At 64.1% G+C, this 12,605-nt stretch carries 12 protein-coding genes; 4 read left to right on the top strand and 8 right to left on the bottom strand.

Going from position 1 to position 12,605, the window contains the following annotated elements:
• The first annotated feature begins 4 nt into the window (after window positions 1–4).
• Together ACFPFG_RS27605 and ACFPFG_RS27610 are read left to right on the top strand one after the other, a co-directional pair.
• Window positions 5–505: a hypothetical protein gene (locus tag ACFPFG_RS27605; RefSeq protein WP_374623525.1), complete on the top strand. Its 501-nt coding sequence runs from the start codon at window positions 5–7 to the stop codon at window positions 503–505.
• A complete protein-coding gene (locus tag ACFPFG_RS27610) occupies window positions 498–1,196 on the top strand; it encodes an SOS response-associated peptidase (RefSeq protein WP_374623522.1) in 699 nt (232 codons plus the stop codon). The genes ACFPFG_RS27605 and ACFPFG_RS27610 overlap by 8 nt, the downstream gene beginning before the upstream one ends.
• On the opposite strand, the gene ACFPFG_RS27615 is transcribed toward ACFPFG_RS27610, so the two are convergent.
• Window positions 1,197–2,468 carry a tyrosine-type recombinase/integrase gene (locus ACFPFG_RS27615; protein ID WP_374623519.1) on the bottom strand — a complete coding sequence of 424 codons (1,272 nt, stop codon included), beginning with the start codon at window positions 2,466–2,468 and terminating at the stop codon, window positions 1,197–1,199. It abuts the gene before it with no gap.
• 385 nt (window positions 2,469–2,853) lie between these two features.
• On the opposite strand from ACFPFG_RS27615, the gene ACFPFG_RS27620 reads away from it, so the two are divergent.
• Window positions 2,854–4,125, top strand: coding sequence for an amidohydrolase family protein (locus ACFPFG_RS27620; RefSeq protein WP_380109134.1), 1,272 nt, complete (start codon window positions 2,854–2,856; stop codon window positions 4,123–4,125).
• 13 nt (window positions 4,126–4,138) lie between these two features.
• Here ACFPFG_RS27620 and ACFPFG_RS27625 read toward each other — a convergent pair whose 3' ends face one another.
• The 5 genes from ACFPFG_RS27625 to ACFPFG_RS27645 form a co-directional block, all read right to left on the bottom strand.
• Window positions 4,139–4,858 (bottom strand): Crp/Fnr family transcriptional regulator, encoded by a 720-nt coding sequence (locus ACFPFG_RS27625; protein ID WP_183021638.1) that lies wholly within the window; start codon window positions 4,856–4,858, stop codon window positions 4,139–4,141.
• 160 nt (window positions 4,859–5,018) lie between these two features.
• Window positions 5,019–9,614, bottom strand: a complete 4,596-nt coding sequence (locus ACFPFG_RS27630; RefSeq protein WP_380109137.1) for a beta strand repeat-containing protein — start codon at window positions 9,612–9,614, stop codon at window positions 5,019–5,021.
• An 8-nt stretch (window positions 9,615–9,622) separates the two neighbouring features.
• Window positions 9,623–10,144, bottom strand: a complete 522-nt coding sequence (locus tag ACFPFG_RS27635; RefSeq protein WP_183021591.1) for a phage tail protein — start codon at window positions 10,142–10,144, stop codon at window positions 9,623–9,625.
• Between the two features lie 5 nt (window positions 10,145–10,149).
• Window positions 10,150–10,641, bottom strand: a complete 492-nt coding sequence (locus ACFPFG_RS27640; protein ID WP_380109140.1) for a phage tail protein — start codon at window positions 10,639–10,641, stop codon at window positions 10,150–10,152.
• Entirely contained in the window at window positions 10,641–11,114 is a 474-nt protein-coding gene (locus ACFPFG_RS27645) for a phage tail protein (protein ID WP_183021637.1), read from the bottom strand. The genes ACFPFG_RS27640 and ACFPFG_RS27645 overlap by 1 nt, the downstream gene beginning before the upstream one ends.
• A 141-nt stretch (window positions 11,115–11,255) precedes the next feature.
• Between ACFPFG_RS27645 and ACFPFG_RS27650 the strand changes: the two genes are divergently transcribed.
• Window positions 11,256–11,627, top strand: coding sequence for a DUF6916 family protein (locus tag ACFPFG_RS27650; protein WP_183021589.1), 372 nt, complete (start codon window positions 11,256–11,258; stop codon window positions 11,625–11,627).
• Here ACFPFG_RS27650 and ACFPFG_RS27655 read toward each other — a convergent pair.
• Window positions 11,614–12,138: a GNAT family N-acetyltransferase gene (locus tag ACFPFG_RS27655; protein WP_183021588.1), complete on the bottom strand. Its 525-nt coding sequence runs from the start codon at window positions 12,136–12,138 to the stop codon at window positions 11,614–11,616. The two genes, ACFPFG_RS27650 and ACFPFG_RS27655, sit on opposite strands and share 14 nt — an antisense overlap.
• Window positions 12,128–12,481 (bottom strand): DUF6916 family protein, encoded by a 354-nt coding sequence (locus tag ACFPFG_RS27660; protein WP_183021587.1) that lies wholly within the window; start codon window positions 12,479–12,481, stop codon window positions 12,128–12,130. Before ACFPFG_RS27660 ends, ACFPFG_RS27655 begins: the two co-directional genes overlap by 11 nt.
• Window positions 12,482–12,605: the final 124 nt, after the last annotated feature.

Here is a 12,605-nt window from a genome sequence, read left to right on the forward strand (position 1 = left end):
TGTCATGCCCCACGATCAATCAGGGTTGCCCGACCTTCCGGGTCGATACAAGCGCGACGGCTGTTCCCCCGGCAGCCTGCGTGAGCGTGAGGGCCACCTTGTCGCAGGTTGGCCGGTGACAATGCTGCGCCTCCGCTTCTGCGGCGTCTACATGCCGCCACACAAGCTCCACAAGGTAGACCGAGTAACCGGGCTGCTGCTTACGACGAATGAATTCGGCGACGATAGGGTGGACATCATTGATCCTGGCGGCTCGGGCAATCAGCTCACGCGGGGCATGATCCGCGTGGAGATGCTGAGGGCACGCCCTGATGGGTCGATGCTGCTGCAGGGGCAAGAGTGGGATGAGGGCGATCTGAGACAGTGGCCGCAAACCTGGCTGTGCTGCCCTGACCGCGCTGGCATAGATCCGGCGCTTCAGCTTATGCATAGCTGGCTCAATCGGCAGTACGCTGCGGCCAAGGCTGCGATCGAGCGGCCTGGAAAGAGATGGCCCTATGTGTAATCGCTACACCCCGCCGGAAGAGATCGAGATTGAACGCGCCTTCGCGCTGGGGCGCCAATCGCCGAACAGGTGGTGGAAGCCGCGCGTCACGCCGCTGGCCCTGGGGCCGTACATTGCTGCAGGCGGCGTGATGGAGGTGGGGCAGTGGGGGATGATCCCGCGCAGCTCGAAGACGCGGCGGCCAATGACCGCCGACGGCAAGCCGATGAGCACGAACAATGCGAGGCGCGAGACCCTGGCGAAATCTTGGACATATGCGCCGGCTTGGCGTGCCGGCCAACGCTGCCTGATCCCCGTCGAGTCCTGGGTGGAGCCTTATTGGGGCCTGGGCTCACGCAACGTGTGGTGGTCGTTTCGGCGCGCGGACGGAGAGCCGGCGGCGCTGGCCGGTCTGTATTCGGAGTGGGTGGATCCCGCGACGGGAGAGCTGGTGCCCAACTACACCATGATCACCCAGCCAGCGGATGGGCACCCGGTGCTGTCGCTGATGCACAGGCCGGAAAAAGAAAAGCGCGGCGTGGTGATGCTTGAGCCCGGCGACTGGGATGCATGGCTGCATGGCACGGCCGCCCAGGCCGATGCGCTGATCCAGCTTCCGCCACTGGGCGTGCTCAGATCGGGCGCGGAGAAGCCGGAGGAGGAGGCGCTTCTGCCGGCCGAGCAGCTGGCCTCACTGAAGATCGAATCGTGATCATGCAACCAAGCGCAAGCGGGGCAGCTTTTTCGGACCTGGTGGCGTCTCGTTCGCGCACTCCATAAGGAACTTGGCCCACTGGTGCAGCGCGAGGCGGCGTTCTGGGATGTCCTCGCGCACGTCATAGACGCCCTCCATGCCCTTGAGCTTGTGGTTCAGCGCGATTTCAGATATTTCCCGAGAGATCCCCATATTCCGCAAGTGCCCCTTCGCCGTACTGCGGGTATCGTGGACTGTGAAGCGGGTGACATCCAGCTCACCGCGTTCAAAGGCACGGGTGATAGCCGCCCAGAGAGTCGTTCTACCTACATGGGTGTCCCCATGTAGGGCGACACGGTTTTTTCGCCTTGCTGGCAACACGAAGGCTGACTCGCCCGACAGCACCAGAAGCTCCTTGAACCAATCCACCACAGGCGGTGCAAGGGGAACAAGGAAACCGGATCGAGTCTTCACGTTCTCGTCGGGCACCCACCATGTCGCAGCGTCAAGATCCAGATGCTCCTTTCGGGCCTTCACGAGTTCAACGCCGCGCACACAGGTGGCAAGCAAAATCAGCAGTGCCAGGGCGTTCTCTCGACCGATGAAATCCACGCCACCTCGCAGTAGGGTGCGTAGGTCTTGGGTCGTGAGCATCGTTCTGGATTTGACGGGGGGCCGTCTGCCGAACAGTGCGTCCATCTTGATGCCGGTGCAGGGATTTGCAGGAATCAGCATCAAACCACAGGCCGTATCGAACACCTTTGTTGCGGTCGTCAAGATGCGCTTGCTGATGGTCCAGGTCCGCTTGCAGTCCGTGAGCATGGACACAATGTCAATCGATGTGACTGATCGAACTTTCCATGCTCCCAACCTCGGCAATAAGACTTGGTTCAAGTCGTATTCGCGGTATTGAATCGTCGTTGGGGAGTAGACGCCTGGAGTCAGCACATGCTTTCGATAGTGATCCACCAACTCGCTCACGGTCCAATCGCTCGCGTATCGGCTTTTCTCTTCCTGTTTTTTTGCAGCAGGGTCAATCCCGGCGTCAATCTGCGCTCGCAGGGCACGCGCCTTTTCTCTCGCGCCCGCCAACCCGATGTCAGGATAGTTTCCAATGGTCACTTCCCTCCGGCGTCCACCCGCCAGACGGTACCTCAGAACCCACGCGGCTGTGCCACTGGCAGACAGCGTGAAGGTCAGTCCATCGCCATCGGATTTGCTAACTGGAGTGCTTGCGGCAATCCAGCGCCGTATCTGTAAGTCATTGAGGAGGTTGGATTTTTTCGGCATCTGGTGTGGTTTGGGTAGCTAGGGGCCTGGCTACCCATCTAGCTACCCAAATTCATCGCGTCACGCTGCGACAGGGTGAGACAGTATGACCCAGGATTTCCATATGGATCAATGGATTGCAGCAGTTTTTGGAACACGCTGGAGCATCTTGATACAGCAGTGAAACTCGCAGGTGGCGATTTTCATTTTGAAGGGAGTCCTTTTGATTCAATGGCTTGCGGGTGAGAGGCTCTCGATGGGCCACTCCGCAGCGGGTATTTCTGGCGGTGATCCTATCAATCTGCAAAGCCTTGTCGGCGGTGCTGGTTCCGAAACCGCTGCCGTTCGCATTCTTCGATGCCCCGCTGCAACGGCAAGTACCAGGCCCAGCCCGCAGAATACGCAAATGCTTGATCTACTCGTCGTTCACGCCACGCTGCCCGACGGCCGCCAGGACATGTCCATCGCCGTGCAGGGCGAGCGCATCGTCGAGGTCGCGGCCGGTTTTTCGGCGCCTGCCCATCAGGTCATCGATGCGCAGCACCAACTGGTGTCGCCTCCCTTCGTCGATCCGCATTTCCACATGGATGCCACGCTGAGCCACGGCCTGCCGCGCGTCAACCGCAGCGGTACGCTGCTGGAGGGCATTGCGCTGTGGGGCGAGCTCAAGCCGCAGCTCACGGCCGAGGCGCTGATCTCGCGCGCGCTGGAGTATTGCGACTGGGCGGCGGCCAAGGGGCTGCAGGCCATACGCAGCCATGTGGATACCAGCGATGCCCGCCTGCTGGCCGTCGATGCGCTGCTGGAGGTCAAGCGCCAGGTGGCGCCCTATATCGACCTGCAACTGGTGGCATTTCCGCAGGATGGCGTGCTGCGCTCTGCGGGCGGTGTCGCCCATCTTCGGCGTGCGCTGGACAAGGGGATGGACGTGGTCGGAGGCATTCCGCACTTCGAGCGCACCATGGCCGAGGGTGCAGACAGCGTCAGGCTGCTGTGCGAGCTGGCGGCCGAGCGCGGCCTGCTGGTGGACATGCACTGCGACGAGTCCGACGACCCGCTGTCGCGCCATATCGAAACCCTGGCCTTCGAGGCGCAGCGCCTGGGATTGCAGGGCCGCGTCACGGGATCGCACTGCACCTCCATGCACAGCATGGACAACTACTACGTGAGCAAGCTGCTGCCGCTGATCGCCGAAAGCGGCGTGGCCGTGATTGCCAATCCGCTGATCAACATCACGCTGCAGGGCCGCCAGGACAGCTACCCCAAGCGCCGCGGCATGGCGCGTGTGCCAGAGCTGCTGGCCGCAGGCGTCAACGTGGCCTTCGGCCATGACTGCGTGATGGACCCCTGGTACGGCATGGGCTCGGGCGACATGCTGGAGGTGGCCCACATGGGCCTGCATGTGGCGCAGATGACCAGCCAGGACGGCATGCGCGACTGCTTCGATACCGTGACCACGCGCGCGGCGCGTGTGATGCACCTGGACGGCTATGGCATCGAGCCCGGCTGCGATGCCAGCTTCGTGCTGCTGCAGGCGCGCGATGCGGCCGAGGCGATACGGCTGCGCGCCACGCGCCTGAAGGTGTTCCGCAAGGGCCGGTTGCTGGCCGAGGCGCCTGCTGCCACGGCTGCGCTGCATCTGCCGGGGCGCCCGGCAAGAATCGACTGGCGCCGCTGAACCGGCGCCGGCCTCAGGCGCCGGCCAGGCTGGCCTCGCGCACGATGGTCTGCAGGGCCACCAGATCCCTGACCACCAGGCCCTGGGCTTGCACGCGGATGCAGTTGTCGCGCTCCATGCGCTTGAGCTCCTGGTTCACGCGCTGGCGCGAGGCGCCCAGCAACTGGGCCAGCTCCTCCTGCACCAGTTGCAGGCCTATGCGCAGTTCGCGCGGATCGTCCAGTGCCTGCGTGCCGTAGCTGCGCGACAGGTGCAGCAACTGCTTGGCCAGGCGTGCGCGCAGGGGCAGGGTGTTGAGGTCCTCCACCAGCCCGTAGGTCTGGCGAATGCGGTGGGCCTGCAGGCGCAGCAGGGCGTCGTAGAACTCCACATGCGTTGCCAGGATGGCGTGGAAGCTCTCCTTGTCCACGCACAGCAGCGTGGTGTCGCCGTGGGCATAGGCATCGCGCGTGCGCGGCTCGTCCAGGAAGGTGGACATGGCGCCGAACCAGGCGCCGGGCTCCACATAGGCCAGCGTGGTCTGCCGACCCGACAGGCTGGTCGAGCTCATGCGCACGGCGCCCTGCGCGCAGGCATACCACCTGTGCGGCACGTCGCCGCGTGCATAGATCAGTGCCCCGTCCTTGAGCCGCCTGACCGTGGCCTGGCGCAGGATGTCATGGCGCAGCGAGGGCGAAAGGCTGCAGAACCACTGGCCGGAATTGATGGCCTCGCGCTCGGCGGGGGTGAGCATGGGCTCGTGGGTACTCGTTTGCAAACCGCTTGTCTCCAATCGGCCGCAATTTTAGGGCGTGCGGGCCGTGGGCAAGGCCTGTGCAGGCCTGGGCTGCGGCGCGATCACGGTGCGGAGGTGTTGGAGCGGCCGCCTGCGGGCTGCAGCCGCTCCATGCAGATCAGTGTGACTTGCTGCGTGGCCGGGGTCTGTGCATTGTCAGGGCGGCTGCTGCCAGCATCAGTGCCAGCAGCATCCACTGGCTCCATTGAGAGAGCGTGGGAATGGCGGCAGGGCTGCCACCCGCAGCGGCCGTTACCACGGCGATGCCGCCTGGGTCGCTGATGAAAGCATTCACATCCATGTCGTCATCGCCGCGCTTGCCGTCCTCGATGGTCAGTGTCACGGTTTTCCCCGAGAACTGCGCACCGGTGAAGCGGTACCAGTGCGGCGTGGGATTGTCGGACGTGGCGCCGTACTTCCAGTATTGGGCGCCGGCAGGCAAATCGTTCGGGAAGGTCAGCGTGAGGCTGAGTGTGGACCCCGGCGAGCCATTCATCACGGTGAAATCGAACAGACCGAACGGGAATTGCAGCTGGGCTGGTGGTGCCTCTGCAGGAGACCTGATATGTCCCTGCAGCGGGATGAAGCCCGGCGTTTGCGACGGCCCCGTGCCCAAAGGCGTGAACACCCAGTGGCTTCCTGTCGCGATCTGCGCGGTGGCTGTCGCGCTGCCCGCGGCACCCGTCAGGGAGCTCACGGTGTGAGGCGGCAAGGTGATCTTGAAGGTCTGGTTCACGGGCGTTGCTGCGGCGTACTCCGCATCGCCTGCCTGGCTGGCCTGCAGCGTGCACTCGCCCGTGCGTATCAGCCGCAAAGAGTTGCTGTTGACCACGCAGGTCTGAGGGGTGAGGCTGCTGAAGCTGATGGGCAGGTTGGAGCTGGTGCCGGCGGCGTTTGCCAGCGACAGGGCCTGGGGACTCAGATAGCGCTCGGACGAGAAATCGAAGGTGATGTTCTGCATCGCCTTGCCGACTGCAATCTGTGCCGAGCCGATGGCCTGTGCATGATTGGCATCGGCCGCCTTGGTCGCCGTCACCGTGCAGCTGCCTACGGCCGTGCCGGTGACGGTGTTGTCGAACAGAGAGCATTTGTCTGCGCCTGCTGTCAGAGCCAGCGTGAGCGCACCGCTGCCGCTGCCGCCAGTGACGGTGACCGTGCTGGAGCTGCCTTTGGGAATGCTGGCGGGTGATGCCACCACGGAAAGGGCCACCTGGCTTGCCTGGGACACCGTCACCGAAGTGCTGGCCGTGGCATCTTCATGGTCGGCATCCGCCGCCTTGGTGGCCGTGACCGTGCAGGTTCCGACACCCAGCCCGGTGAGCGTGGAGCCCGTGATGCCGCAGGGGCCGATGACGCTCAAGCCGATGGCGCCTGCGCCCGAGCCGCCCGTGGTGCTCAGTTGCGCAGTGCCACCAAAGATGATGGCTGCCGGACTGGCCTGCACCGACAGCGCTGTCTGTCCTGCCTTGGTCACGATGACGGTGGTGCTGGCGCTGGTGGCCTGGTGGTTGGTGTCTCCAGCCTTGGTGGCCGTGATGGTGCAATTGCCTGCGCCAATGGCGCTCAACTGGTTGCCCGTCACCGCGCAGAACTGGGCACCACCCGTCACGGCGTAGGTGACGGCGCCGCTGCCCGACCCTCCCGTGGTCGCCAGCATTGCCGTGGCGCCGAAGGCCAGCGTCGAAGGCGTGGCCTGCACGCTCAGGGTGGCCTGGGCTGCAGGGGTCACGGTCACCACCGTGGTGGCCAGCGTGTCCTGGTAGTTGGCATCGCCCAGCTTGATGGCGGTCACTGTGCAGGAGCCCGTACCTTCAGCGGTGAGCGTGTTGCCGTTGATGGAGCAAAAGGCGGCTCCATCCGTGATGGAAAAGCCCACGGCACCGGACCCTGTGCCGCCACTGGTTGACAGCGCGGCCGTGCTGAAGGCCTCCAGCGTGCTGGGCGTTGCCGTCGCCGTCAGAGCAGGCTGCTGGGCCTTGACCACCGAGATGTCCACGGTGGCCGTGGCGGCCAGGTAGTTGGCGTCTCCAGCCTTGGTTGCCGTCACGGTGCAATCGCCCACGGCCGTGGCTGTGACCGCGTCGCCTGCCACGGAGCAATAGGCCGCGCCTGCGGTTACCGCATAGCTGATGGTGCCTGAGCCAGAGCCGCCGTTGGCGCCCAGCATGGTGGTGCCGGCATAGGGCAGGACCTGGAGGGCTGCACTTGCCGTCAGTGCAGCCTGCGGGCTCTTGTCATTGGTCAGCGAGAACGAGGTGCTGGCCGCACCTGCCTGTGCCGTTACGGTATAGCTGCCGGCGAACAGGTTGGCCGTGGCACTCAGCGATGCGATGCCCTGGGCATTGGTCGTGACCGAGGTTCTTGTGGCAAAGGTCGTGGATGGCCCCGTTGCGGCAGGCGCGGTGAAGTCCACCATGATGCCGGCAAGCGGCTGGTCGTCGATGTCGGTGACCTTTACCGCCAACGGTGTGGCAAAGGGCTGCTGGATGCGGGTGGACTGTGCAGAGCCGGAGAGCGCAACCATGGCCGCAGGAGGGCCGAAAGGATCGATGCGAAACACCAGGCCATTCGAAAGGCCGGGGTTTGCGCTGAGGGCACCGGCCGCAGGATTCGTCAGGCCGTTGGTGCCCGATGTGGTGGTGGCGCCGCCCACGGAAAGAAGGGTCCTGCCCTGCACATTGGTCGCGGCCAGGCTGCGCATGGCCTCGTTTTCCGAGGTGCCGAGGAACCCGGCATAGTCCCAGCTGTTCGGATTGCTGGTTGCGATGCTGACCAGGAAGCCGTCCTGCTTGCCTCCTGGCGTGGTGGACAGGCCGCTTTGCGCCTTGACGGGAAAGCCTGCGCCATTGCTGGTGCTGCCCGTGGCGAACCAGTTCATGCCGTCGCTGGCCAGCCCTTCCACGCTGTCGTAGCCATTGCCACCCAGGTAGGTGGCGTCCAGCACCCCATCTCCCGATGCATTCAGGCGCAGCACAAAGCCGTCCATGCCGGTGCCGCGCACGGCCTGCGGCCCTAGGCCCTTGCGCAGGCCGCCGTTGTCGGCGGGAAAGTTGTCGGACCCGGTCTCCCCGCCCACGAGCAGTGAGCCGTCATGCATCAGGTTCAGGGCCAGTGCACGGTCCGCACCGGCCCCGGAGCCTGTCAGCAGTGTGAAGTAGTCGAAGGCGCTGCCGTCGGCCAGGATCTTGGCGACGAAGCCGTCTGATCCGTCGATGGCGCGCGAATTGATTTGTGTCCTGAGGCCTGTGGCGCCCGGCAGTCCCGAGACAGAGTCGGTAGCGCCAGCCACATAGGCTGCGCCAGCGTTGTCCACGGCAATGGCATATCCGATGTCGGCGCCGCCATCGCCGCCTATGTATCCCGCGTACTCCAGCGTGCCTCCCGAGGCGTCGACGCGGGCCACGAAGGCGTCCAGCCTTTCGGACTGCGCCGGGCCGGAGCCGTAGTTGACGCTGGGGCCGCCTCGGACGGGGAAGCCATTGCCTGCCGTGAATCCGGTCACATAGGCGCGGCCCAGGTTGTCCAGGGCCAGGGCATTGGCCTGATCATCACCTGTTCCACCAATCAGGCCCGAATACAGAATGCCGGCACCGTCTGGTGTCAGGCGCATGACGAAGGCATCCCTGTCTGTCGTGCTCTTGCTGCGCCGAAAGCCCTGGCTGTCATCCGTGCCGACCATGGGAAAGCCGGTGGATTCCGTGCTGCCTGCCAGGTGGATGCGGTTCTGTATGTCCACGGCCAGGCCGTTGCAGGCGTCGTCTCCCGATCCGCCCACATAGGTCACGCTCAGGGGGATGCCCTTGGCATCGAATCTGACGACGAAGGCATCCTCGCCACCTTTGCTGCTGCCCGCGCGGGGCAGGTCGGACGATTGCGTCACGCCGCACGCATAGGTGTTGCCGTCGCTGTCTCGCACCACGGCGTTGACCTGGTCGGCCGAGTTGCCTCCGACCAGGCCCGAGTAGCCGGTCCAGGCGGGATCTATGACCAGCGGCAGGCCTTTGTCATGGCTGCCCAGCACAAAGCCCACGCGCCAGCTGGTGGCGTCCAACTGCTCCAGGCGGTAGCTGGCTGCCACGTTCACGCGGCCATCGCCCCGGGGCTGGTAGACCAGGGGCGCATCGTCGGTGAAATGCTCGGTGCCAATGCTCCATTGCAGCGCTCCCGAGGGCAGGATGCGTGCATCCGTGGCACCTTCCACGCGCAGCCAGACCAGCGCGGCGTCGGCGCCAGGCGCCAGTTCGAACTGGTACTTGAGGCCACCGGGCTCACCCTGGAAGACGGCATCGATGCCGGGCCAGACACTGCGGTAGCCCAGCGCACCGAAGCTGCGCAGGCCCGTGCGCCATTGCGCGGTTTCGCCGACCAGCCAGTGGTACAGCGTGGGCGAAGGCTGCATGCCCTGCGGCGCCGACATGGTCCCGTTCTCGAAGCTGTAGCGCAGGCGCGAATCCGGGTGCAGGCTCAGGCTCCGGGCCATGCCGGATGCGGCCACCGACCGGCCTTGCACGCTGGTGGCCTGGCCGGGCAGGTCGATGCTCATGCCTTGTGCATCGAAACTGATGCGCTTGCCTGCGGCCATGGCGCGAAAGCCGGCACCGGGTATCTCTATGAAGCGGTTGTCCCTGCCGGAGAATTCGCGTTGGACCAGGGGGGCGGCCTGGACCCCCGTGGTCAAGGCCAACAGGGTCAGGGCCGCAATGGAACTGCGCATAGGTGTACTCAGCTCCGAGAGGGAAAGACGCCCTGCAAGGCGATGATGAAATTCATGACCAGGAAGGGCGGAAGATTGTTATGCGGCAGGCTCCCGCCCGCAGGCTGCGCAGGTGCCATGCTGACCGCCGACGTGCTGGAGCCTGGCGCAATGTAGGGGCGCGTGGGTGCAGCGCCCAGGGTTGCGCCGGCCGGGCTTGCTGCGGCGGGATCGGCCGGCGAAGCAGCCAGCGCCTGATGGGTGTGCCTGGGAATTTCCGATTCCAGCAGCGTCACGGTTTCAGTACCGCCGGTTTCGCCCAGGTCATGCAAGGACAGCCCCGGCCCCTGGCCTGGATGCATGGGCATGCGCCCTCGAAGGTCGGGAAGGGAAAAATTGGATTTTCCATCGCCACCATAGGTTGTTCCCAGCAGCGAAAACAGCGCCGTGTTCTGAGAAAGCGGCATGAGCTGACCATCGCAAAAGGCCCAGCCCTTGGGTGCGAAGTTGAACCCGCCAAGGCGGATTTCGGCGACGAAGGGATCAGACATGTTCTTCAGTTCTGGGAAGGAAAGAAGCCTTGCATCGCCATGCAGAAGCTCAGCGTCAGGTAGGGAGGCATATTGATGTGTGGCTGGCTGCCGCCCACATTGGCCAGCAGGGCGGGCATGGCCGTATTGCCGCTTTGCGCATAGTGGCCGCGCGCCGCTGCAGGCAGGTTGCCGTTGCCCGATGTCGCCTGGCCCGTGGTGCCGGAAGCGGCCAGTGCGTGGCTGTGCTGCGGCATCTCTGACAGGTTCAGGGCATGGGCTTGCTCGCCTGCTCTCTCTCCCAGCGTATGGCCGGCTCCCATGTGCATGGGCATGCGGCCGCGCAGGTCGGGCAGTGCAAAGTTGGTCTGCCCGTCGCCGCCGTAGGTGGTGCCCAGCAGCGAGAACAGTGCCTGGTTCTGGTTGATGGGCAGCAGTTGCCCATTGCAGAGGGCCCAGCCTTTGGGTGCGAAAGCGAAGGAGAAGACGCGAACCTCTCCGATAAAAGGGGTAGACATCAGGTGGGGGAGGGATAGATGCCGAACAGCGAGATGATGAAGTTCACGCAAAGGTAGGGCGGCATATTGGTATGCGGCTGCGAGCCACCGGCTGCGCTCACCATCGATAAGGACATGGGCAGGCTGGGCGCGCCGTTCGCAAAGGCCTTGTGGTCCCTGTGCTTGGCAAACACCGCGTCGGCGGGCGATGCCAGAAAACCGGTGCCGGAGGACGCGGGAACAGCATGCGTGTGGGCTGGAATCTGATTGACGGTCAGCGTGACCTCTTCGACTCCACCGGCCTCGGCCAGCGTGAATTCGTTGCCTGCGTGCAGGGGGATGCGGCCACGCATGTCTGGCAGGGCAAAAGTGCTTTGACCATCACCACCGTATGTCGTGTTGATCAAATTGAAAAGGATGTCATATTCCGAGATGGGCAGAAGCTGCCCTTCGCAGAACATCCAGCCTGCCGGCGCGAAGTTGCCGGCAAACATGCGGATTTCCCCAACGTAGGGTTGAACCATGGCAAAGTGGGGTGAGGTTAGTAAACGTTAATAATTGCAAAATAGTTTAGTATGCCAACCTGTTGTGCAGCAAGAATATTTGCTGCTGTTGCTTTGGCAGGAAAGGCCACAATGAAGACAGAACGCCGCGCTTTCATGCAGGTCGTGGGCGCGTTGCCCGCCGCGGTGGCTGCCTCCAGCATTCCGATGGGTGGCAGCGCGGCAGGCGCTGAGTTGCGCAGAAGCCACTTTCAGCCGCTGCTCGGTCAGAACTTCTCGGTCGCTGGCGAAGGCACGCAGTTACGTTTGGTTTCACTGAGTGCGCTGCCGCACGCGCTGCAAAGTGACCGGTCTTTCAGCGCCCTGTTTGAGCTGTCCCGTCCCGGTGCCTTGCCACAGAACACCTGGGAAATCGCTCACCCGGCTCTGGGAAGCCACGCCGTCTTCCTGAGTCCCAGCGACGCGCAAGGCGGTCTGCTGGAAGCCGTGTTCAACCGCGGCTGAGCGCTGCAGTCCTGCGCATGCGCAGGTAGATGCCTTCCTGGTCCTGCTCGACAAAGCCCAGGCGCTTGTACAGGCGTCGGGCCGGATTGTTGGCTTCCACGAACAGCTGCATGTCGCGCCCGTCCTGATCCGCCCAGCCTGCCAGCCATTGCATGAGGGCCGTGCCCAGTCCCTGGCCCTGGACAGCGGCTCCGAGCGAGATGTCCATCACCCCCAATGGCCCGGGTGCGAGATTGAGGTAGAGCCGGCCTACAGGCAGACCTGCCTGCTCGATCACGAAAAACGCGCTGTGTGCGTAGTGCTTGCGGTAATGCTGGTCCTGCAAAGCGAACTGCGAATCGCAGAAGGCATGCTTTTGGGCCTCGCTCCAGGGCACGGGAGCCAGTTCGGCAGCGCGTACCTCGCGGTACAGGGTCCGGAGAAAAGCGTAGTCGGCTTCTTCGGCCAGGCGCAGCCGCACATCCTCCAGATACAGCGGCGGCAGTTCGGGCACCAACGGCTCAGACGGCATGGGAAAAGCAGGCCTCGTAATCGACATGGCCGGCCGACTGCGCAATGGGCGTGATGAAGATGGCGTAGTCACCTAGCTGCGTATGGCGCACGCGGTAAGTGCGCTGCGGCAACTGCGGCTGGCGCGGACCGCGAAACACCAGGGAGAACTGCAGCATGCCGGGTGTATCGGCCGATGTCTGCGTTGCGCCGAGCACTTGCATATCGATGCCGAGGGTGTGCTCGCCTTCGCGCATGAAGAAGCTCACGGTCTGCTGGGCCAGGGCCTGGGCGTCGCTCCACTGCAGGATTCGGGCGTAGAGCGCGTCGTCAATTTCGAAGTTCGCAGAGCTGGGTGCAGTCATTGGTGTTGAGGGGGCATGTCGTTGGCGGCTGCCAGCATAGCCCAGGCTTTCGTTTGATGGTGGCGGAACCCGCTGCTGTAACTGATTTTGGTGACTTGTTAAAAAGTACGGGTGCATGCAACAT

Source organism: Delftia deserti (assembly GCF_042653485.1).
Lineage (GTDB): Bacteria > Pseudomonadota > Gammaproteobacteria > Burkholderiales > Burkholderiaceae_C > Comamonas > Comamonas acidovorans.

Bases quoted from the DNA above. Each gene is read 5' to 3' on its own strand.
- ACFPFG_RS27615 (WP_374623519.1), bottom strand. From the start codon at position 2,468: ATGCCGAAAAAATCCAACCTCCTCAATGACTTACAGATACGGCGCTGG.
- ACFPFG_RS27610 (WP_374623522.1), top strand. From the start codon at position 498: ATGTGTAATCGCTACACCCCGCCGGAAGAGATCGAGATTGAACGCGCC.
- ACFPFG_RS27650 (WP_183021589.1), top strand. From the start codon at position 11,256: ATGAAGACAGAACGCCGCGCTTTCATGCAGGTCGTGGGCGCGTTGCCC.
- ACFPFG_RS27660 (WP_183021587.1), bottom strand. From the start codon at position 12,481: ATGACTGCACCCAGCTCTGCGAACTTCGAAATTGACGACGCGCTCTAC.
- ACFPFG_RS27630 (WP_380109137.1), bottom strand. From the start codon at position 9,614: ATGCGCAGTTCCATTGCGGCCCTGACCCTGTTGGCCTTGACCACGGGG.
- ACFPFG_RS27605 (WP_374623525.1), top strand. From the start codon at position 5: ATGCCCCACGATCAATCAGGGTTGCCCGACCTTCCGGGTCGATACAAG.
- ACFPFG_RS27620 (WP_380109134.1), top strand. From the start codon at position 2,854: ATGCTTGATCTACTCGTCGTTCACGCCACGCTGCCCGACGGCCGCCAG.
- ACFPFG_RS27635 (WP_183021591.1), bottom strand. From the start codon at position 10,144: ATGTCTGATCCCTTCGTCGCCGAAATCCGCCTTGGCGGGTTCAACTTC.
- ACFPFG_RS27655 (WP_183021588.1), bottom strand. From the start codon at position 12,138: ATGCCGTCTGAGCCGTTGGTGCCCGAACTGCCGCCGCTGTATCTGGAG.
- ACFPFG_RS27625 (WP_183021638.1), bottom strand. From the start codon at position 4,858: ATGCTCACCCCCGCCGAGCGCGAGGCCATCAATTCCGGCCAGTGGTTC.
- ACFPFG_RS27645 (WP_183021637.1), bottom strand. From the start codon at position 11,114: ATGTTTGCCGGCAACTTCGCGCCGGCAGGCTGGATGTTCTGCGAAGGG.
- ACFPFG_RS27640 (WP_380109140.1), bottom strand. From the start codon at position 10,641: ATGTCTACCCCTTTTATCGGAGAGGTTCGCGTCTTCTCCTTCGCTTTC.